Source organism: Pseudomonas furukawaii (assembly GCF_002355475.1).
Lineage (GTDB): Bacteria > Pseudomonadota > Gammaproteobacteria > Pseudomonadales > Pseudomonadaceae > Metapseudomonas > Metapseudomonas furukawaii.
In genome coordinates this window covers 1453820-1473083 of the sequence record NZ_AP014862.1, presented here as the reverse complement: position 1 = coordinate 1473083, position 19264 = coordinate 1453820, and the positions used below count along the sequence as shown (strand labels likewise).

Here is a 19264-nt window from a genome sequence, read left to right as displayed (position 1 = left end):
GCCCATTGCCTTCGGCACCTACGCAAGGCGGAGCCCAGCCGTTATGCTGGCTCCGCCCTTGACCGACGGAGTCGCCGATGTCATTCGCCCTTTCCCCACGATTGCTGCTGCCGCTGGGTGTCGTCCTGCTCACCGCCTGCGCCCAGCAGAAGACCGGACCGGTCCTGATCCAGGACCAGGCCGACGACTGCCCCCTGTCCCTGAGCCAGGGCCAGCCCCTGGTACTCACCCTGCCGAGCAACCCCACCACAGGATTTCGCTGGGTCGTCCGCAGCGCCGCTCCGAATGTGCTGCAGAGCCTGGGGCCGGAGGTCTACACCACGCCCGAGGATGCCGGCCTGGTGGGCAGCGGCGGGCAATCCACCTGGCGCTTCAAGGCCAGCCAACCCGGTGACGGCCACCTGCACCTGGAGTACCTGCGCCCTTGGGAAACCGACATCGCGCCAGCCGAAAGCTTCGACTGCCGGGTCAGCGTCCGCTAGCGCCATTTGCCCCCGCAGTTGGCGTCCTCCGCCTGGCGGGGCGCGCCAGCCGCTTCCATAGTGATGGCCCGTCCCAAGCCCCGGAGCCCCCATGGCCCCCCTGATCGTCGCCCTCGCGGGTGCGCTGGCATTCCTCGCCGGTCGCGCCCTGGAACTGGACTGGCTGTGCTTCTGGAGCAAGCCGATCCCGGTGCTCGCCCTGCTCTACTGGCTGCGCGGCTTTCCTGCCGGCGCTTACCGCCGGTGGATCGGCACCGGCCTCTGGCTGTCCCTGGCAGGTGACATCCTGCTGGAGTGGCCCGCCGACCTCTTCGTCTTCGGCCTGGGCGCGTTCCTGCTGGCGCACCTCGCCTACCTCCGCGCCTACCTGCTGGACACGCGACGACTGGCGCCCCTGCCCTTGCTGGCCGCCGCCATCACCGGTGCCGTCATCTTCAGCCTGCTGGCCAGCGGCGGACTCGGCGCCCTGCTGGTGCCGGTGGCCTGCTACGCACTGGCCATCAGCGCCATGCTCTGGCGCGCCCTCGCCCGCCTGGGCACCGGCGTGGACCGCCGGTCAGCACAACTGGCCGCCATCGGTGCGGTCCTCTTCGTGCTGTCCGACAGCCTGATCGGCATCAACCGTTTCGTCGCGCCGTTCGACGCCGCGAGCTACCTGATCATCCTCTCCTACTGGCTCGGACAATGGGGTATCGCGGCATCCGCCCGAAGCACCGCGCGTGCTGTCCCAGGTTCGGAAATTCCTCCGGCACCCCCGGGGGAAATCGGCTATAGCAAATAGGGGGATCTGCGAAACGGGAGGGCGTGATGGGCAGCCTGGTGCGACTCTGGATCCTGCTGTGCGGGGGCGTGCTGATTGCGGGATGTGGCAGCCTGCTCCCCAGTGAGCGCGCCGAGGTGCTGTCGCCCTTTCGCGACTACACGGACGCGGAAATCCGCTACTCCCAGGCCGTACCGGGGGTGACCACCCGGCCCGAGCTGTTCTCCCTGGGGTTCGATCCCCTGGTCCAGGGCAATGGCCGGATGCTCTCGTTCATCGATGTGCGACTGATGTTCGTCCAGCCCAACGTGCCCATCGAGTACCTGCCCGACGGCCTGATGAAATGCCTGGAGGCCAAGGACCGTTGCATCGGCTACGCCTTCGAATTCACCAAGACAGACACCCAGCGCGTGGGCAGCTTCTGGGCCGACGTCTTCAACTTCCGCAAGAACCGGGAGCTGCAGGGCTGGTCGTTCCGCGCGGTCTTCGTGCTGGTGGACGATGTGGTGGTCCACAAGGTGAGCAACGGCGAACCGAACATCCGGCGCTTCGAGGTCAAACGCAATCCCCTGGGCCCCCTGCAGGGCGCCGGGGAGTTCTTTTCCGATCAGCTGAAGTGAGGGTGGTTTGGCCCGGCCGCGCAGTCCGCTAGAATGCCGGCCTTTTCTTCTGCTGGTACCGGCCCGTGACCGAAAGTCCCGATCGCATCTACGCCACTCCCCAGGCCCAAGTCGCCGACTTCGCCTTCAACGAGGACGTGGTCAAGGTTTTCCCGGACATGATCAAGCGCTCGGTGCCGGGCTATCCCACCATTGTCGAGAACATCGGCGTGCTGGCGGCGAGATTCGCCCAGCCGAACACCCCGCTCTATGACCTTGGCAGCTCACTCGGCGCCGTGACCCAGGCCCTGCGCCGCCACGTCAGGACCGACGGCTGCCGGGTCATCGCTGTGGATAACTCCAGCGCCATGGTGGAGCGTTGCCGGGAGTATCTCCACGCCCAGGACGCCATGTTCCAGGAGTTGCTGCCGGTGGAGGTGGTGGAGGCGGATATCCTCGCCCTCGACTTCCAGCCCTGCTCCCTGGTGGCGATGAACTTCACCCTCCAGTTCGTGCCCCGTGAGCACCGCACCGCGTTGCTCGCCCGCATTCGCCAGGCCCTGCTGCCAGGTGGCGCACTGGTCCTCTCGGAGAAGCTGCGCTTCGAGGATGCCGAGGAACACCAGTTGCTCACCGACCTGCATATCGCCTTCAAGCGCGCCAATGGCTACAGCGAGCTGGAAATCGCCCAGAAGCGCAGTGCCCTGGAGAACGTCATGCATCCGGACAGCCTCGACGAGCACCGCCGGCGCCTCCTGGACGCCGGCTTCTCCAAGGTGGTGCCCTGGTTCCAATGCCTCAACTTCGCTTCCCTGATCGCCCTGCCATGATTCGTACGCTGGACCTCGACGCGCTGCAACAGACACTGGCAGGCACGCCGCTGCAGGACTGGAGCGCCGACCTGCCCGGACAACTGGACGCCAAACTCGCCGTGGGCCATGGCGACCTCGAACGATGGAGCGCCGCCGTCGCCGCCCTCCCCGCCCTGAAACCGCAGCAGGTGGAACTGGCACGGCGCTTCCTGCTCGACGGCCCCTGTGACGACACCTCCCGCGCCCAGCTGAAAACCGCCCTGCAAGGGCTGATTCCATGGCGCAAGGGGCCCTTCGAGCTGTTCGGCGTGCATGTCGATACCGAGTGGCGTTCGGACTGGAAATGGGAGCGGGTGTCACCGCACCTGGACCTCTCCGGCAAACGGGTGCTCGATGTGGGCTGCGGCAATGGCTACTACCAGTGGCGGATGCTCGGGGCCGGAGCGAACTGCGTGGTCGGCGTCGACCCGAACTGGCTGTTCTTCTGCCAGTTCCTCGCCATGAAGCACTTCCTCCCGGACCTGCCCGCCTGGCACCTGCCCCTGGCGCTGGAAGAACTGCCGCCGAAGCTGGAAGGCTTCGACACGGTGTTCTCCATGGGCGTGCTCTACCACCGTCGCTCGCCCATCGACCACCTGTTCGACCTGAAGGACTGCCTGCGCCGAGGCGGCGAGCTGGTGCTGGAAACCCTGGTGGTGGAAGGCGACGCCCAGCAGGTGCTGGTGCCCGAGGACCGCTACGCGCAGATGCGCAACGTCTGGTTCCTGCCGTCGGTACCGGCGCTGGAACTCTGGCTGCGCCGCGCCGGTTTCGTGGATGTGCGCTGCGTGGACGTCAGCATCACCAGCGTCCAGGAACAGCGCAGCACCGAGTGGATGCGCTACCAGTCGCTGCCCGAGTTCCTCGACCCGGCCGACCACAGCCGCACCGTCGAGGGCCTGCCGGCCCCGGCCCGTGCCGTCCTGATCGCCCGCAAGCCCTGACGAGCAGGCGCCATGAATCGTAGCCCGATGAAATCCGGGCTACTGACTGCATGCATACGTTGGGTGCGCCGTGCGCACCAGGCCCTCGATGCCGTGATTGCGGTGCGCGCAGCGCACCCTGCCTGGGCTCGGCCTGCCCCTCTCAGCGCTTGGGCGCCGCCGAAACGATCAGTTGCTTCATCTCCACCACCGCCTGCTTGAAGCCCACGAACAGCGCATGAGCCACCAGGGCGTGGCCGATGTTCAGCTCGTTGATGCCCGGGATGGCGGCAACGGGCTCGACGTTGTGGTAATGCAGGCCGTGGCCGGCGTTGACGATCAGACCCAGCCTGAGGCCCAGGGCGACGCCGTCCTGGATGCGCTGGAGCTCGCGGGCGGCCTCTTCCGGGGTATGGGCGTCGGCATAGCGGCCGGTGTGCAACTCGATGGCCGGCGCGCCGACGCGGTGGGCCGCTTCGATCTGAGCGGCATCGGCATCGATGAACAACGACACCTCGCTGCCCACCTTGGCCAGGCGCTCGACGGCGGCCCGGATACGCGCTTCCTGACCGGCCACGTCCAGGCCACCTTCAGTGGTCAGTTCCTGGCGGGTTTCGGGTACGAGGCAGACGTGCTCGGGACGAATTTCCTCGGCGAAGGCCATCATCTCCTCGGTGACGCCCATCTCGAAGTTCATCCGGGTCTGCAGCACCTCCTTGAGCAGGCGCACGTCACGCTCCTGGATATGCCGGCGGTCTTCCCGCAGGTGCACGGTGATGCCGTCGGCGCCGGCCTCCTCGGCATCCAGCGCGGCCTTGACCGGGTCCGGGTAGCGAGTGCCACGGGCCTGGCGAAGGGTAGCGACGTGGTCGATGTTGACGCCGAGCAGTACGCGGTTGGGTTCAGTCACGGGGAGGTTCCTTGATCGTCATGAAGAGCTCGCGGCTGACCAGTGGCCGGCCGCCCAGGTGAGGTGCCAGGGCCTGGCGCATCAGGCGCTTGGCCGCGCCGAGGGCACCGGGGGCGTCCCAGTCGGCTTCGGCCAGGGCCAGGAGTTCGCGCCCCTGGAAAAGACCGGGCTGCAACTGCCCCACCGGTTCAAGCCCGGCGTCCGGCAGGAGGCGGTAGATGCCGTCGGCGGCGATGGGCGCTCCGGCCAGGTCCCTATCCAGGGCGAAACCATAGCCCAGCTCGTCCAGCAGGCGCCATTCGAATGCACGCAGCAAGGGCTCCAGGGGCCGGCCGGCGGCCAGGGCCTGGAGGGTGGCGGCGTAATGCTCGAAGAGCGCGGGTTGCGGGTCTTCGGCAGGCAGCAGGCGCACCAGCAGTTCGTTGAGATAGAGGCCGCTGAAGAGGGCCTCGCCGGCCAGCAGATTGGGAATGCCGGCGCTGTCGAGTCGAGCGACGTTCTTCAGCTCGCCGCGACCACGGAATTCGGCCTCCAGGGGAAGGAAAGGCCGGGCCAGGGTGCCGGCCTTGCCCCGTGCGCCCCGGAGCACGGCGCGGAGCCGGCCCTGCGGGGTGAAGAAATCCACCAGTGCGCTGGTTTCACGGTAGGCGCGGCTGTGCAGGACGAACGCCGGTAGCGCCGCGCCGATCATGGGCCGGCTCAGAAGTCGTTGTAGCCCAGCGAGCGCAGGGCACGCTCGTCATCGGACCAGCCACCCTTCACCTTGACCCAGAGGTTCAGCATGACCTTGGAGTCGAACATGGTCTCCATGTCCTTGCGGGCATCCTGGCCGATGCGTTTGATACGCTCGCCACCGTCTCCGATGATGATTTTCTTCTGGCCGTCACGCTCCACCAGGATCAGGGCGTGGATATGCAGGACCTGTCCCTCCTGCTTGAACTCCTCGATCTCCACGGTGATCTGGTAGGGCAATTCGGCGCCGAGCTGGCGCATGATCTTCTCGCGCACCAGTTCGGCGGCGAGGAAGCGGCTGCTGCGGTCGGTGATCTGGTCTTCGGGGAAGAAGTGATCGCCTTCCGGCAGGCGCTCGGCTACCAGGCGCTCCAGGGTATCCAGGTTCTGCTGCTGCAGGGCGGAGATGGGCACGAGCTCGGCGTTCGGCAGTTGCTCCTGGAGCCAGGTGAGATGGGGGATCAGGGCGCCCTTCTCATCCAGGCGATCGGTCTTGTTCACCGCGACCAGCACCGGGCCCTGCACGTACTGCACGCGTTCGAGCACCAACTGGTCCTCTTCGGTCCAGCGGTCGCGGTCCACCACGAAGATCACCACGTCCACGTCCTTCAGGGCCGAGGAGGCGCTGCGGTTCATGTAGCGGTTCAGCGCCTTGTCGCTCTTCTTGTGCAGGCCGGGAGTGTCCACATAGACCGCCTGGACGTTGCCTTCGGTCTTGATGCCGAGCATGTTGTGGCGGGTGGTCTGGGGCTTGCGCGAGGTGATCGCCAGCTTTTGCCCGAGGATGTGGTTGAGCAGCGTGGACTTGCCTACGTTGGGGCGGCCAACGATGGCGACGTAGCCGCAGCGGGGGGTATCGAGGTCAGTCATTGCCATTCTCCACACCAAGGGCCACCAGGGCGGCAGCGGCGGCCACCTGCTCGGCGATGCGCCGGCTGGCGCCCTGGCCCTGGGTCTTGTCATTCAGCAGGGTCACCTCGCACTCGACGAAAAAGGTCCGGCAGTGCGGTTCACCCTGGATATCCACCACTTCGTAGCGTGGCAGTTCGCAGGCCCGGGATTGCAGGAATTCCTGCAGCCGGGTCTTGGGGTCCTTGTTGGTATCCACCAGGGTCAGGCCTTCGAGCTCGTTGGCCAGCCAGGCGAGGACGCGCTCACGCGCTGCCTCCATACCCGAATCCAGGTAGATGGCACCGATCAGCGCTTCCAGCGCATCGGCGAGGATGGACTCACGACGGAATCCACCGCTCTTCAGTTCACCCGAGCCCAGGCGGAGGTACTCGCCCAGTTCGAAGCCCCGCGCCAGCAGCGCCAGGGTCTCGCCCTTCACCAGTCGTGCGCGAAGGCGCGACAACTGGCCCTCGCGCGCCTGGGGGAAGCGTTCGAACAACGCCTCCCCGGCGACGAAGTTGAGGATGGCATCGCCGAGGAATTCGAGGCGCTCGTTGTTGCGCCCCGCATAGCTGCGGTGGGTCAGGGCCAGCGTCATCAGACTCTGGTCCTTGAAGGTATAGCCGAGCTTACGCTCGAGACGGCTGAGGTTTACGCTCACTGGGCTCGCACACGGAATTCTTTGTCGAAGCGCACCACCAAGTCGAGATTTTCGATCAGGGGTTCGCGTTTTTCATACTTGAGGTGGGCCTGGAACTCGTTGTTCTCCAGGGTCACCGTCAGCGCATCGCGCAGGTCCAGGTCACGGATGCCGTTGACCTGCAAGCCCTTGCTGACATGGCTGTAGAAATCGGGAATCGTCCTGATTTCCAGCGCTTTCTCGGTTTCCACCGAGGTGATGATCTTCTCCAGGGAGAAGAAGTCGAGGTAATGCGGGATCACCTTGAAGGCGGTACTGGCGAGGAACGCCACCACGGCCAGGACCAACAGCCAGCCCAGTACCGACATACCCTTCTGCTTACGCGCGAACGTCATGATCGACCTCAATGTCTGTTTTTTTGGAGGCCGGTTGGCCCGCAAGCAAGACTATATAGCGACGGCGGCGCTGTCATGAACAACGCCGCAAATCCGGGATGAGGGGGCCGATCAGTGAATCAGGCCCACCCGGGAGAAGTTCGGCAGGTTGCGCAGCTTGGGATCGGGCCAGCTCATCCACACCGCAAAGGCCTTGCCGACGATGTTGCGGTCAGGAACCATGCCCAGCAGCTCCCTGGGGATGCGCGGGTCATTCCAGTAACGGCTGTCGTTGGAGTTGTCGCGGTTGTCACCCATCATGAAGTAATGCTCGGCCGGCACGACCCACTCACGGCCCGGCTCCATCCGGTAGCGCTTCATTTCCTTGCGGATCAGGTGCTCCGCCTCGCCCAGTTTTTCCTGGTAGAGCATGGCGCTGCCCAGTGTGCCCGGCTCCTCGCCCAGCAGTTTCTCGGCCACCGGCTCGCCATTGACGGTCAGGCGCTTGTCGCTGCTGTAGGCGATTCGGTCGCCCGGCAGGCCGATCACCCGCTTGATGTAGTTGATGTTCGGGTCGCTGGGATAGCGGAACACCATCACGTCGCCACGCTGGGGATCACCGACCTCGACCACCTTGGTATCCGCTACCGGCAGCCGGATGCCGTAGGCGAACTTGTTCACCAGGATGAAGTCGCCCACTTCCAGGGTCGGTTTCATCGAACCCGACGGGATCTGGAAGGGTTCCACCAGAAAGGAGCGCAGTACCAGCACGATGGCCAGCACCGGGAAGAAGGACTTCCCGTACTCCACCAGCAGCGGCTCCTTGTTCAGCTTGTCGAGTACAACCGGGTCGGGCTCACCGACCTGCCCCTCGTAGGCGGCGATCGCGGCACGCCGGCGCGGGGCCAGCAGAACCAGGTCGACAAGCGCGAGCACACCGCAGACTGCGACGGCGATAACCAACAACAGCGGGAAATTGATCGACATAGACCCTAGCTATCCACTTTGAGCACAGCGAGGAAGGCTTCCTGCGGGATTTCCACGCTGCCGACCTGCTTCATCCGTTTCTTACCGGCCTTCTGCTTTTCCAGCAGCTTGCGCTTACGGCTCACGTCACCGCCGTAACACTTGGCCAGCACGTTCTTCCTGAGCGCCTTCACGGTGGTCCGCGCCACGATCTGTCCACCGATCGCAGCCTGAATCGCCACGTCGAACATCTGCCGCGGGATCAGTTCCTTCATCTTTTCGGTCAGTGCGCGACCCTTGTAGTGGGCCTGGTCGCGATGCACGATGAGTGCCAGCGCGTCGACCTTCTCGCCGTTGATCAGCACGTCCAGCTTCACCAGATTAGCCGGTTCGAAGCGGTCGAAGCTGTAGTCCAGCGACGCATAGCCACGACTTACCGACTTCAGGCGATCGAAGAAGTCCAGTACCACCTCGTTCATCGGCAGGTCGTAGCAGACCTGGACCTGGGAACTGAGGAACTGCATGTCGCGCTGGACGCCGCGCTTCTCGATGCACAGGGTGATGACGTTGCCGAGGTGCTCCTGGGGCACCAGGATGTTGGCGCGGACGATGGGTTCGCGCATCTCGGCGATGGACGCCAGGTCCGGCAGCTTGGACGGGTTGTCGACATAGACGGTGTCGCCGTTCTTCTGGACGATCTCGAAGACCACGGTGGGCGCAGTGGTGATCAGGTCCAGGTCGTACTCGCGCTCCAGGCGCTCCTGGATGATCTCCATGTGCAACATGCCGAGGAAGCCGATGCGGAAGCCGAAACCCAGGGCCTCGGAGCTCTCCGGCTCGTACTGCAGCGCGGCGTCGTTCAGAGTCAGCTTCTGCAGGGCTTCGCGGAAATCCTCGAAGTCGTCGGAACTGACCGGGAACAGGCCGGCATAGACCTGCGGCTTGATGCGCTGGAAACCCGGCAGGACGTCGACGTCCGGAGTATTGGACAGGGTCAGGGTATCGCCCACCGGGGCGCCATGGATGTCCTTGATGCCGGCGATGATGAAGCCCACTTCACCGGCCTTGAGATCGGCGGTCTCGGTGTGCTTCGGGGTGAATACGCCGACGCTGTCCACCTGGTGGACCTTGCCGGTGGACTTCACCAGGATCTTGTCGCCTTTCTTCACCCGGCCGTGCTTCACGCGAACCAGCGAGACCACGCCCAGGTAGTTGTCGAACCAGGAGTCGATGATCAGGGCCTGCAGCGGCGCATCGATCTCGCCCTCGGGAGCGGGGATGACCTTGACCAGCTGTTCCAGCACGTCGATCACACCCATGCCGCTCTTGGCGCTGCAGGGCACCGCGTCGGTGGCGTCGATGCCGATGATGTGTTCGATCTCTTCCTTCACCCGCTCCGGCTCGGCCTGGGGCAGGTCCATCTTGTTCAGGACCGGCATCACTTCCAGGCCCTGCTCGATGGCGGTGTAGCAGTTGGCGACGGACTGCGCCTCGACGCCCTGGCCGGCGTCCACCACCAGCAGCGCACCTTCACAGGCGGCCAGCGAGCGGCTGACTTCATAGGTGAAGTCGACGTGGCCGGGGGTATCGATGAAGTTCAACTGGTAGGTCTTACCGTCCTGCGACTTGTAATGCAGGGTGACGCTGTGGGCCTTGATGGTGATGCCGCGCTCGCGCTCCAGGTCCATGGAGTCGAGCACCTGGGCCTCCATCTCGCGATCGGACAGGCCGCCGCACATCTGGATGAAGCGGTCTGCCAGGGTCGACTTGCCGTGGTCGATGTGGGCGATGATGGAGAAATTGCGGATATGACTCAGGTCACTCACGGATCAACACTCAAATATGCCGCGAGCAGGCTGCTCGCCGAAAAATAGCGGGGGAGTTTACCCGATCGCCGGGCAGGCCGTCACGTCCATGCAGCGGATGGCCGAAATGAAAAAGGGCGACCACGGAGGTCGCCCCTTTCCTGTTTCATCGGCTCGCCGTCATTCGGCCAGCTTGAAGGTGATGAAACTGGCACGGCCCTGGCGCAGGACGCGCATGGACACCGAGCGGTTCTTCGGCAGGTCCTTGGCGACCTGGGTGAAGACCTTGGAGGACGTGATGGACTGGTTGTTCAGGTGAGTGATCACGTCGCCGGGGCGCAGCCCCATCATGGCGGCCGGACCGTCCTGGACTTCCTTGATGACGACACCGCCCTGGATATCCAGCGCCTTCTTCTGTTCGTCGGTCAGTTCCACCACGCTGACGCCAAGGCGATTGCTGCTGCGCTCGACACCCTGGCCGGCGGCGGCCATCTCCTCACCATCCTCCGGCAGGGCGCCAATGGCCATGTCCAGCGTCTTGCGGCTGCCGTCTCGCACCACGCCCAGTTCGATCTTGCTGCCCGGCTTGAGATTGCCCACCAGATGCGGCAGGTCGGCGGAGACCACGATGGGCTGGCCGTTCAGGCTGAGAATGACATCACCTACCTGCAGGCCACCCTTGGCAGCCGGACCACCCTCCTGGACCTGGGCCACCAGGGCGCCAGCAGGCTTGTCGAGGCCAAAGGACTCGGCCAGGTCCTTGTTGACCTCCTGAATCACCACGCCCAGCCAGCCACGACTGACCTTGCCTTCGGACTTCAGCTGGTCGGCCACGCCCATGGCGACGTCGATCGGAATGGCGAAGGACAGCCCCATGAAACCGCCGGAACGGGTGAATATCTGGGAGTTGATGCCCACCACCTCGCCATCCAGGTTGAACAGCGGGCCACCGGAGTTGCCCGGGTTGATGGCCACGTCGGTCTGGATGAACGGCACGTAGTTCTCGTTCGGCAGGCTGCGGCCCTTGGCGCTGACGATACCGGCGGTCACCGAATGATCGAAGCCGAAGGGCGAACCGATGGCCAGCACCCAGCTGCCTACCTTGAGATCGTCGGACTTGCCGATCTTCACCGTGGGCAGGTCCTTGCCCTCCACCTTGAGCAGGGCCACGTCGGTACGCGGGTCGGCGCCGATCAGCTTGGCCTCGAGCTCGCTGCGGTCGGACAGGCGGACGATGATCTCGTCGGCGTCCGCGACCACATGGTTGTTGGTCAGGACGTAGCCATCCTGGCTGATGATGAAGCCGGAGCCCAGGGACTGGGCTTCACGCTGGCGTCCGCCCTGAGGGCCACGCGGCGCCGGGGGCATGTTGCGTTCGAAGAACTCCCGCAGCATCGGCGGAAGGCCTTCCAGATCTGGCATCACCTGGGCCCCGGACGCACCTCGTTGAGGCAGTTTCTGCCGGGTACTGATGTTGACGACCGCCGGGGAGGCCTCTTCGACCAGGGGCGTGAAGTCCGGCAGTTCGGCACGGGCCACGAGTGTTTGACCAAGCAGCAGCAACGCTGCGACAGCGGTCATGCAGGATTTGAGGTTAAGCATCGACATACAGCTCCCGTCGCATAACGAGTGGTATGAACTCGCGGACCGCCCGGCCCGGCGAGCAAAGCAGAAACACAAAAGCAAAACGAGCCCGAAGCATAGACTTCGAGCCCGGTGGAACATCATAAAAAAAGTTCGCAGACCCTGTAGCGGGGATCATTGGGCTGCAGTTGCCTCCGCCGCCCGCATCGAGAGGGCCACCCGTTCCGCCGTGCCGAGCGGGATCTCGCCGACCACGGTCACCATGACGTCACCTTCTGCGGTACTGATCCGCTTCGACACCATGACAGTTGGCCCCAGCTGGCTTCGGGCATCCTCGACGACCGTACCATGCAGGGGCTCCAGGAACACCGAAAAACGCGCCAGGCCGTCACTGTACAGCAGGCTGGAAACCGCTTCGGACGAGGCTGGACTACGGCGCTCCTGGGCACTGGTCAGGCTGAACCCCGGCGGCAGCCAGTCGGACCGCCAGCGCGCGGGGGCATCCGTCGCGGCCTCGCTGGATCGCACCGCCTTGCAGGCAGCGCTTGGCTGCAGGTCGGCGTCGTCAATCGCGGAGGCGGTATCCACCCGGGTGAACTGGAGGCGTTCGAGCAGATGCGCCCGATCACTGAGCAGCAGTGACTTGAGCGGCAAGCCGGTATCCCGGTCAAGATGCAGCTCGAAGCCGTAGCGATGCTGATCGCGCGGGGTCAGGGTGAGCACAGTGGCGGAACGGCCGGCGACACGGGACTCGCCAGCCACCTTGAGGTCATACCATTCGGAGAGTTGCCGGGCATCCAGCGCGCGCGCTGGCCACGCCTGGCCGTCGGCCATCTGATCGGACAGGGCCCCGGTTACGCACTGGGTGCGCCCATTGACCCGCAACACTTCCTGGGCCGGACCATCGAGCTGCAACAGACGCTCACGTACTTCTCCCCCCGGCCGAACCTGATGCCAGACCTGATGGGTGGAGAAACTCCCGTTTCGCTCGTAGACGAAGGTTCCCTGGAAACTCTGGCGCTGCTCCGCGTCAGCGAGGCGCTGCAGCCAGTCCTGAGCGTCGGCGGCATGGGCTGTTTGGGTCAGCCAGCCGCCGAGCAAGATGATTACCGGAAGTGCGCGCATGTTCCTCCTCAGCGGCTCTCCAGACTGGCCGCACGGGCGTAGGGCAGAGCACTGTCGCTCCCACTCATCGCCGCCTGCTGCGCATGTTGCCGCAGATAAGCCGGCAGGCGCTTCTCGTGCCAGCCGGACGAGGCCTGTGTCGCGATGGGCGGCTGGGCCTGCTGGGCGTCTTCACTGTAGCCAGCCAGCACGGCGCCCTGCTGGGCCTGGGGCATGACCATGACGGGCTGGCTGCCCTGCTGCGCCAATTGCTGGGTGCCCGTGACCTCATCCTGGTTATACAGACGTACGCCCGCCAGCACAGCCACGGTCACCGAGGCGGCGACGGCCAGGCGACCCAGGCTGCGCCAGGGACCCCGTACCACCTTGGTCGGAACGGCTTCCTCGGCGAGCGCTGCGGAGACCGCGGCGGCGATGTCCAGGCGCGGCTCCAGCAACTCCTTGTGCATCACGGCACGCGCGATCTGGTAACGCGACCAGGTTGCCCTTAGTTCATTGTCTTCGCTGGCGGCGAGCACTCGACGCAGCTCCAGTTCGTCCGCCTCGTTATCCATCACCGCGGACAGCGATTCCTGCAAAGCTTCACGACTCATGGCGGTTCCTCTCTTGGTGTCGCCGCTGTCTCAGGTTCCCTGCAACAGGGGTTGCAAGGCTTTATCGATGGCTTCCCGCGCCCTGAAGATGCGGGATCGCACAGTACCGACCGGACACTGCATGACGCTGGCAATGTCCTCGTAACTCAGGCCATCGAACTCACGCAGGGTCAGCGCCGTACGCAAGTCTTCCGGCAGTTGCTGGATGCTCCGGTGCACCGTGGCCTCGATCTCGTCGCGAAGCAAAGCCCGCTCCGGCGACTCGATATCCTTGAGCGCGTGGTCGCCGTCGTAGAACTCGGCGTCCTCTGCACTGACATCACTGTCCGGCGGGCGTCTGCCACGCGCCACCAGATGGTTCTTCGCCGTGTTGATGGCGATGCGGTACAGCCACGTATAGAACGCACTGTCACCGCGAAAGTTGCCGAGCGCTCGGTAAGCCTTGATGAAGGCTTCCTGGGCTACATCCTGGGCTTCCTGGGCGTCATGCACGAAACGCACGATCAACCCCAGAATCTTGTGCTGGTACTTCAGAACCAGCAGATCGAAAGCCCGCTTGTCGCCCTGTTGTACCCGTTCGACCAGCTGCTGATCCTGTTCCTGGGTTAGCATGAACACTCCTCGTCGATCTTGGAGGGGTGTCGCGCCAGCCAGTGGATCGGCTTGCCAAAATAGACTCGGGCGTTGCGCAAAAGTTCTCCCCTCCAAGCAAGCTTCCCGCAGATTGTTTTTTCATCCGCACGGAATGACGCAGCAGGGCCTGCGGCCATGCTGCGCCGAATATAAGTCGCTTGATAAACAGGCATCCGGGCTGCACATTTTCCGTGCGGTGGTTGCATCAGTGTAAGCAAGCACTGTCTCTTCAAAACGGTGACCCTGAATGGAACCTGAACGACTCAAAAAGTTCCGTGGCGTCAAGCAGGGTCACAGGCGCGCTATTGTGCCGACCACCCCGGCTATATACTAGCCGCCGCTTTTTTCGCGGGAACCGACATGAGCCAACATTTCCAGCATGACGTACTGGTCATCGGCAGCGGCGCCGCCGGCCTGACCCTGGCCCTGACCCTGCCCTCGCACCTGAACATCGCGGTGTTGAGCAAGGCCGACCTCAGCAACGGTTCCACCTTCTGGGCCCAGGGCGGCGTCGCGGCGGTGCTGGACGACACCGACACGGTCGACTCCCATGTCGAGGACACGCTGGTCGCCGGAGCCGGCCTCTGCCGCGAAGACGCCGTGCGCTTCACGGTAGAACACAGCCGGGCCGCCATCCAATGGCTGATCGACCAGGGCGTGCCCTTCACCCGCGAAGACGAGAACGCCCGAGAGGACGGCGGCTTCGAGTTCCACCTCACCCGCGAGGGCGGCCACAGCCACCGGCGCATCATCCATGCCGCCGATGCCACCGGCGCCGCGATCTTCAATACCCTGCTGGAACAGGCCAAGAAGCGTCCGAACATCCAGTTGCTGGAGCAGCGTGTCGCCGTCGACCTGATCACCGAGCGCAAACTCGGACGGGACGGCCAGCGCTGCCTCGGCGCCTACGTGCTGAACCGCGACAACGGCGAGGTGGACACCTGCCATGCCCGCTTCACCGTGCTTGCATCAGGCGGGGCGGCCAAGGTCTACCTCTATACCAGCAACCCCGACGGCGCCTGCGGCGACGGTATCGCCATGGCCTGGCGCGCCGGTTGTCGAGTGGGAAACCTGGAGTTCAACCAGTTCCACCCCACCTGCCTCTACCACCCCCTGGCCAAGAGTTTCCTGATCACCGAAGCGGTACGCGGCGAGGGCGGCCTGCTCCGCCTGCCCAACGGCGAACGCTTCATGCAGCGCTTCCACCCCCGCGCCGAACTGGCGCCCCGGGACGTGGTGGCCCGCGCGATCGACCATGAGATGAAGCGCCTCGGTGTGGATTGCGTCTACCTGGACATCAGCCACAAGCCGGCCGAGTTCGTGAAGAGCCACTTCCCGACCGTCTACGAACGCTGCCTCCATTTCGGCATCGACATCACCCGGGAGCCCATCCCGGTGGTACCCGCCGCCCACTACACCTGCGGTGGCGTGGTCGTGGACCATCACGGCCGGACCGATATCCCCGGCCTCTACGCCATCGGCGAGACCAGCTTCACCGGTCTCCATGGCGCCAACCGCATGGCCAGCAACTCCTTGCTGGAGTGCTTCGTCTATGGGCGCTCGGCGGCGGAGGACATCGTCGACCAACTGGACCAGGTGGAGATGCCCATCGACCTGCCCACTTGGGACGCCAGCCAGGTGACCGACTCCGACGAGGACGTGATCATCGCCCACAACTGGGACGAACTGCGGCGTTTCATGTGGGACTACGTGGGCATCGTGCGCACCAACAAGCGCCTGCAGCGCGCCCAGCACCGGGTGAGGCTGCTGCTCAGCGAGATCGACGAGTTCTACAGCAACTACAAGGTGAGTCGGGACCTGATCGAACTGCGCAACCTGGCCCAGGTGGCGGAGCTGATGATCCGTTCGGCCATGCAGCGCCACGAAAGCCGAGGCCTGCACTACACCCTGGACTACCCGGACCTGCTGCCCGAGGCCCGGGACACTATCCTGGTTCCGCCCACCTTCGGCGACTGAAGGCCAACCTCACCCGCAACCGGCGGTGCTGCTCGCGATCCAGGGAGTCCGCCGGAATGCACAGTCCCCTCGCCCACCCAGGTCCCGACAGGCGGTAGCGCAGGATCACCAGCCATGGCAACGCCAGGCTGTCCGGGCGCAACTGCACCGGCCGCCAGCCGCTCGCCTCGCTCCAGAGTTGCCAACCGTCGCCATCCAGCCGCAGCCCCGTAATGGCCTGGGGAGCGGTCAGCAGAATCTGTCGGGGCAGGTGCCAGAGGGCATGGAGCGCACAGGCGAGCCAGGCGAAGCAGCGTGCCCAGAGGGGGAGGTCGGCGGAAAGAATGGCCAGGACGGCCAGGAAAGACAGGGTCAGATAGACCGCCAGCAGGCGCCGCGACGGGCGCCAGTGGCATTCGAAGGCGTCACTTCGGCTGGACACGGTCCAGGATCATGCGAACCATGCGGCGCAGGTCCGCATCTTCCGGCTCGCCGCGCTGCATGAACCAGCCGAACATGTCCTGGTCCTCGCACTCCAGCAACTTGCGGTAGCGGGCCTGGTCTTCCGGATCCAGGTCGGGGTAGACCTCCTGGACGAAGGGCACCAGGAGCACATCCAGCTCCAGCATGCCGCGACGGCTGTGCCAGAAGAGTCGGTTCAGTTCAATTGCGTCGGCCATCACAGCGCCTCCAGGGAAGAGGCGCGCATTATAACCACAGCCGCCGCCCCGGGCACCCGCTGACAAGCCACCAGCGGAACTCTATGATGGCGCCCCAGACTTTTTTCCAGCGATCCGCAATGGCCGACTCCGCATTCTTCTGTACGCTCTCCCACGAAGGCCTGCTCGCCGTCCGCGGTGTGGACGCCGCGAAATTCCTCCAGGGCCAGCTGACCTGCAACCTCAACTACCTCAACCAGGCCACCTGCAGCCTGGGTGCCCGCTGCACCCCCAAGGGCCGGATGATCTCCAGCTTCCGGATCCTGACCGAGGGTGACGGGTTCCTGCTGGCCCTGTCCGCCGACCTGCTGGACGCCCAGTTGGCCGACCTGAAGAAGTACGCCGTCTTCTCCAAGTCCAGCCTCTCCGACGAAAGCGCCAACTGGGTGCGATTCGGCCTCAGCCAGGGCGATGGCGCCCTGCTCGCCCTTGGCCTCGACCTGCCCCGCAGCGCCGACGCCGTGGCGCGCGAGGGAGCGCTGATCGCGCTGCGCCTGGCCGATGGCCGTGCCGAACTCTGGGCCCCCGCCGCCGAGGCCGCCACCCTCGAGGCCCGCCTTGCCGCTCAGTTGCCCAAAGTGGCGCTGGACGCCTGGCTGCTGGCCCAGGTGCGCGCCGGCATCGGCCAGGTGTTCGGTCCCACCCGCGAGCTGTTCATCCCGCAGATGATCAACCTCCAGGCCCTGGGAGGCGTCAGCTTCAAGAAGGGCTGCTACACCGGCCAGGAAATCGTCGCCCGCATGCAGTACCTGGGCAAGCTCAAGCGCCGCCTCTACCGCCTGGCACTGGCCGACGGCGAACTGCCCGGGCCCGGCGTCGAACTCTTCTCCCCGGTCCACCAGAGCTCCGTGGGCGAAGTGGTACTGGCCGCCCCGACCGGCCCGGGTGGCGAACTCCTGGCGGTACTCCAGGAAGATGCCGTGAACGATGGCCGCCTCTACCTGGGGGCCGCCGACGGCCCCGCCCTGAGCCTGCTCAGCCTCCCCTACACCCTGGACGCGGATCGCGAGATCCAGCGCTGACCGCCGCCAGCCACAGACGAGATCCCCCATGAGCAAGCTTGCCGACAAAGTCCAACAGGAACTGATCCAGGCCATCGACAACGATGAGCTGGTGCTGCCCACCCTGCCGGAAGTGGCCCTGCGCGTGCGCGAGACCGCCGAGGACCCCAATGCCAGCATCCCGGCCCTGGCCAAGGTGATCGGCAATGACGCGGCGCTCACCGCCCGCATCATCAAGGTGGTGAACAGCCCGTTGCTGCGCACCAACAAGGAGATCACCGACCTGCAGATGGCCGTGAGCCGCCTGGGCATCAACTACACCTGCAACCTGGCCACGGGCCTGGCCATGGAGCAGATGTTCCAGGCCACCTCCGACGTGGTGGACCGCAAGATGCGCGAGGTGTGGAACAAGAGCACCGAAATCGCCGGCATCTGCCATGTCCTCTGCCGCCACTACACCCGCCTGATGCCCGACCAGGCCACCCTCGCCGGCCTGGTGCACCAGATCGGCGTGCTGCCGATCCTCACCTATGCCGAAGACCACAACGAGCTGCTGGCGGACTCCATCAGCCTCAACCACGTGATCGAACGCATTCACCCCATGATCGGCGACCGCATCCTGCGGGCCTGGGAATTCCCCGACCCCATCGCCGCCGTGCCGTCCCAGTTCCTGGACTTCAGCCGCAACTCGGCGAAGGTGGATTACGTCGACATCGTCCAGGTGGCGACCCTGCAGAGCTACCTGGGCAGCGAGCATCCCTTCACCCAGCTGGACTGGAGCCAGGTGCCCGCCTTCGCCAAGCTCGGCCTGGACCCCAATGTCGACATGCAGGCCGACGAAGACCTCTCCGCCGCCATGGAAGCGGCCATGGGCATGCTCCAGTAAAAACTGCGCGCACCGGGCCGGGCGGCGCTAGACTCAGCCCTCGTCACCCGCCGCTGGATGGACCCGATGCGCGCCCTTTTCCTTGCCATCACCCTGCTCTGCTCCGGCCCCTGCATCGCGGATGCGGTGCGCCTGACCAACGGCGAATGGGCGCCCTACCTCGGCGAACAACTGCCCCACAGGGGCGTCGCGTCGCGCATCGTCACGGAAGCCTTCGCCCTGGAGGGCATCGAGGTCCACTGGGAGTTCTACCCCTGGGCCCGCGCCCTTTACCTGGCCGAACGGGGCGAACGCACCGGCACCGCCCTCTGGCTGCGCAATCCGGAGCGGGAGAAAGCCTTCCATATCAGCGAGCCGGTGATCGAAAGCGGCTACTACCTCTTCCACCGCAAGGACCGTCCCCTCGACTGGCGGCAGGTCGGCGACCTCAGCGGGCTGCGCCTTGGCGGCGGCATCGGCTACGACTACGGCAAGGCCTTCCAGCGGGCCGAGGCCAGCGGACAGCTCCAGGTCAATCGCCTGGCAAGCGAGGAACAGGGACTGCGCATGGTGCTCGCCGGTCGGCTCGATGCCTTTCCCATGGACAAGGTGGTGGCCTTCGCCCTGCTCAACGACCGTTTCAGCTCCGCCGAGCGCCGGCAGATGAGCTTCCACCCCAGGCCGCTCCGGAGCGACAGCCTGCACCTGATGCTGTCCCGCGAGATTCCCGGCAACGCCGAACTCATGGCGCGCTTCAACAAGGGCCTGGCGGCGCTGCGTGACAGCGGCCGCACGGCCCGATACCTGATGGAAGTGCAGCAGCCCCTGAGCCTGGCCCCCTGAAACGAACAGCCG

General features: G+C 65.3%; 22 protein-coding genes. 9 read left to right on the top strand and 13 right to left on the bottom strand.

All coding sequences use genetic code 11. The features are described from left to right. Positions 1 to 77: 77 nt before the first annotated feature. From KF707C_RS06840 to cmoB, 5 genes are all read left to right on the top strand, one after another. Complete coding sequence (locus tag KF707C_RS06840; RefSeq protein ID WP_003455212.1) at positions 78 to 482, top strand: protease inhibitor I42 family protein; 405 nt, start codon at positions 78 to 80, stop codon at positions 480 to 482. 91 nt (positions 483 to 573) lie between these two features. Beyond that, positions 574 to 1263 carry a lysoplasmalogenase gene (locus KF707C_RS06835; RefSeq protein WP_003455213.1) on the top strand — a complete coding sequence of 230 codons (690 nt, stop codon included), beginning with the start codon at positions 574 to 576 and terminating at the stop codon, positions 1261 to 1263. Between the two features lie 26 nt (positions 1264 to 1289). After that, positions 1290 to 1862: a hypothetical protein gene (locus tag KF707C_RS06830; RefSeq protein ID WP_003455214.1), complete on the top strand. Its 573-nt coding sequence runs from the start codon at positions 1290 to 1292 to the stop codon at positions 1860 to 1862. Between the two features lie 65 nt (positions 1863 to 1927). Beyond that, entirely contained in the window at positions 1928 to 2671 is a 744-nt protein-coding gene (gene cmoA / locus KF707C_RS06825) for a carboxy-S-adenosyl-L-methionine synthase CmoA (RefSeq protein ID WP_003455215.1), read from the top strand. Then, positions 2668 to 3636: a tRNA 5-methoxyuridine(34)/uridine 5-oxyacetic acid(34) synthase CmoB gene (gene cmoB / locus KF707C_RS06820; RefSeq protein WP_003455217.1), complete on the top strand. Its 969-nt coding sequence runs from the start codon at positions 2668 to 2670 to the stop codon at positions 3634 to 3636. The genes cmoA and cmoB overlap by 4 nt, the downstream gene beginning before the upstream one ends. 142 nt (positions 3637 to 3778) lie before the next feature. Here the strand turns inward: cmoB and pdxJ are convergent, their stop codons facing one another. The 11 genes from pdxJ to rpoE all read right to left on the bottom strand — a co-directional run bounded on the left by pdxJ (position 3779) and on the right by rpoE (position 13847). Further along, entirely contained in the window at positions 3779 to 4525 is a 747-nt protein-coding gene (pdxJ, locus tag KF707C_RS06815; RefSeq protein ID WP_003455219.1) for a pyridoxine 5'-phosphate synthase, read from the bottom strand. Next, on the bottom strand, positions 4518 to 5216 hold the full coding sequence (gene recO / locus KF707C_RS06810) for a DNA repair protein RecO (RefSeq protein WP_003455221.1): 699 nt from the start codon (positions 5214 to 5216) through the stop codon (positions 4518 to 4520). The genes pdxJ and recO overlap by 8 nt, the downstream gene beginning before the upstream one ends. A gap of 8 nt (positions 5217 to 5224) precedes the next feature. Further along, entirely contained in the window at positions 5225 to 6127 is a 903-nt protein-coding gene (gene era, locus KF707C_RS06805) for a GTPase Era (RefSeq protein ID WP_003455223.1), read from the bottom strand. Beyond that, positions 6120 to 6809 (bottom strand): ribonuclease III, encoded by a 690-nt coding sequence (gene rnc, locus KF707C_RS06800; RefSeq protein WP_036993704.1) that lies wholly within the window; start codon positions 6807 to 6809, stop codon positions 6120 to 6122. Before rnc ends, era begins: the two co-directional genes overlap by 8 nt. Then, a complete protein-coding gene (locus tag KF707C_RS06795; RefSeq protein WP_003455229.1) occupies positions 6806 to 7183 on the bottom strand; it encodes a DUF4845 domain-containing protein in 378 nt (125 codons plus the stop codon). The genes rnc and KF707C_RS06795 overlap by 4 nt, the downstream gene beginning before the upstream one ends. A gap of 111 nt (positions 7184 to 7294) precedes the next feature. Then, on the bottom strand, positions 7295 to 8149 hold the full coding sequence (gene lepB, locus KF707C_RS06790; RefSeq protein WP_003455232.1) for a signal peptidase I: 855 nt from the start codon (positions 8147 to 8149) through the stop codon (positions 7295 to 7297). 5 nt (positions 8150 to 8154) lie between these two features. Next, positions 8155 to 9954 (bottom strand): translation elongation factor 4, encoded by a 1800-nt coding sequence (gene lepA, locus KF707C_RS06785; RefSeq protein WP_003455234.1) that lies wholly within the window; start codon positions 9952 to 9954, stop codon positions 8155 to 8157. A gap of 159 nt (positions 9955 to 10113) precedes the next feature. Further along, positions 10114 to 11535: a DegQ family serine endoprotease gene (locus KF707C_RS06780; RefSeq protein ID WP_036993709.1), complete on the bottom strand. Its 1422-nt coding sequence runs from the start codon at positions 11533 to 11535 to the stop codon at positions 10114 to 10116. Positions 11536 to 11691: 156 nt separating this feature from the next. After that, positions 11692 to 12642 carry a MucB/RseB C-terminal domain-containing protein gene (locus tag KF707C_RS06775; RefSeq protein ID WP_003455237.1) on the bottom strand — a complete coding sequence of 317 codons (951 nt, stop codon included), beginning with the start codon at positions 12640 to 12642 and terminating at the stop codon, positions 11692 to 11694. 8 nt (positions 12643 to 12650) lie between these two features. Beyond that, the gene (locus tag KF707C_RS06770) at positions 12651 to 13235 is read right to left on the bottom strand and encodes an RseA family anti-sigma factor (RefSeq protein WP_003455238.1); all 585 of its coding nucleotides are present in this window, start codon (positions 13233 to 13235) and stop codon (positions 12651 to 12653) included. Between the two features lie 30 nt (positions 13236 to 13265). Beyond that, on the bottom strand, positions 13266 to 13847 hold the full coding sequence (rpoE, locus tag KF707C_RS06765; RefSeq protein WP_003455239.1) for an RNA polymerase sigma factor RpoE: 582 nt from the start codon (positions 13845 to 13847) through the stop codon (positions 13266 to 13268). A 381-nt stretch (positions 13848 to 14228) separates the two neighbouring features. Between rpoE and nadB the strand changes: the two genes are divergently transcribed. Further along, entirely contained in the window at positions 14229 to 15845 is a 1617-nt protein-coding gene (gene nadB / locus KF707C_RS06760) for an L-aspartate oxidase (protein ID WP_003455260.1), read from the top strand. Here the strand turns inward: nadB and KF707C_RS06755 are convergent. Both KF707C_RS06755 and KF707C_RS06750 read right to left on the bottom strand, forming a co-directional pair. After that, the gene (locus KF707C_RS06755) at positions 15814 to 16266 is read right to left on the bottom strand and encodes a protein YgfX (protein WP_003455262.1); all 453 of its coding nucleotides are present in this window, start codon (positions 16264 to 16266) and stop codon (positions 15814 to 15816) included. The genes nadB and KF707C_RS06755 overlap by 32 nt on opposite strands. Then, positions 16250 to 16504 carry an FAD assembly factor SdhE gene (locus tag KF707C_RS06750; RefSeq protein WP_003455264.1) on the bottom strand — a complete coding sequence of 85 codons (255 nt, stop codon included), beginning with the start codon at positions 16502 to 16504 and terminating at the stop codon, positions 16250 to 16252. Before KF707C_RS06750 ends, KF707C_RS06755 begins: the two co-directional genes overlap by 17 nt. Before the next feature lie 119 nt (positions 16505 to 16623). Here KF707C_RS06750 and ygfZ point away from each other — a divergent pair, with 119 nt between their 5' ends. The 3 genes from ygfZ (at position 16624) to KF707C_RS06735 (ending at position 19252) form a co-directional block, all read left to right on the top strand. Continuing rightward, the gene (gene ygfZ, locus KF707C_RS06745) at positions 16624 to 17565 is read left to right on the top strand and encodes a CAF17-like 4Fe-4S cluster assembly/insertion protein YgfZ (RefSeq protein WP_003455268.1); all 942 of its coding nucleotides are present in this window, start codon (positions 16624 to 16626) and stop codon (positions 17563 to 17565) included. A gap of 28 nt (positions 17566 to 17593) precedes the next feature. Beyond that, the gene (locus KF707C_RS06740) at positions 17594 to 18430 is read left to right on the top strand and encodes an HDOD domain-containing protein (protein WP_003455270.1); all 837 of its coding nucleotides are present in this window, start codon (positions 17594 to 17596) and stop codon (positions 18428 to 18430) included. A gap of 66 nt (positions 18431 to 18496) precedes the next feature. Then, entirely contained in the window at positions 18497 to 19252 is a 756-nt protein-coding gene (locus tag KF707C_RS06735) for a substrate-binding periplasmic protein (RefSeq protein WP_003455272.1), read from the top strand. Positions 19253 to 19264 lie beyond the last annotated feature (12 nt).

Excerpts from the sequence above, each read along its gene's own strand:
- KF707C_RS06840 (WP_003455212.1), top strand. The coding sequence starts at position 78 with ATGTCATTCGCCCTTTCCCCACGATTGCTGCTGCCGCTGGGTGTCGTC.
- KF707C_RS06835 (WP_003455213.1), top strand. The coding sequence starts at position 574 with ATGGCCCCCCTGATCGTCGCCCTCGCGGGTGCGCTGGCATTCCTCGCC.
- KF707C_RS06830 (WP_003455214.1), top strand. The coding sequence starts at position 1,290 with ATGGGCAGCCTGGTGCGACTCTGGATCCTGCTGTGCGGGGGCGTGCTG.
- cmoB (WP_003455217.1), top strand. The coding sequence starts at position 2,668 with ATGATTCGTACGCTGGACCTCGACGCGCTGCAACAGACACTGGCAGGC.
- recO (WP_003455221.1), bottom strand. The coding sequence starts at position 5,216 with ATGATCGGCGCGGCGCTACCGGCGTTCGTCCTGCACAGCCGCGCCTAC.
- era (WP_003455223.1), bottom strand. The coding sequence starts at position 6,127 with ATGACTGACCTCGATACCCCCCGCTGCGGCTACGTCGCCATCGTTGGC.
- KF707C_RS06795 (WP_003455229.1), bottom strand. The coding sequence starts at position 7,183 with ATGACGTTCGCGCGTAAGCAGAAGGGTATGTCGGTACTGGGCTGGCTG.
- lepB (WP_003455232.1), bottom strand. The coding sequence starts at position 8,149 with ATGTCGATCAATTTCCCGCTGTTGTTGGTTATCGCCGTCGCAGTCTGC.
- KF707C_RS06780 (WP_036993709.1), bottom strand. The coding sequence starts at position 11,535 with ATGCTTAACCTCAAATCCTGCATGACCGCTGTCGCAGCGTTGCTGCTG.
- KF707C_RS06775 (WP_003455237.1), bottom strand. The coding sequence starts at position 12,642 with ATGCGCGCACTTCCGGTAATCATCTTGCTCGGCGGCTGGCTGACCCAA.
- KF707C_RS06770 (WP_003455238.1), bottom strand. The coding sequence starts at position 13,235 with ATGAGTCGTGAAGCTTTGCAGGAATCGCTGTCCGCGGTGATGGATAAC.
- rpoE (WP_003455239.1), bottom strand. The coding sequence starts at position 13,847 with ATGCTAACCCAGGAACAGGATCAGCAGCTGGTCGAACGGGTACAACAG.
- nadB (WP_003455260.1), top strand. The coding sequence starts at position 14,229 with ATGAGCCAACATTTCCAGCATGACGTACTGGTCATCGGCAGCGGCGCC.
- KF707C_RS06750 (WP_003455264.1), bottom strand. The coding sequence starts at position 16,504 with ATGGCCGACGCAATTGAACTGAACCGACTCTTCTGGCACAGCCGTCGC.
- ygfZ (WP_003455268.1), top strand. The coding sequence starts at position 16,624 with ATGGCCGACTCCGCATTCTTCTGTACGCTCTCCCACGAAGGCCTGCTC.
- KF707C_RS06740 (WP_003455270.1), top strand. The coding sequence starts at position 17,594 with ATGAGCAAGCTTGCCGACAAAGTCCAACAGGAACTGATCCAGGCCATC.
- KF707C_RS06735 (WP_003455272.1), top strand. The coding sequence starts at position 18,497 with ATGCGCGCCCTTTTCCTTGCCATCACCCTGCTCTGCTCCGGCCCCTGC.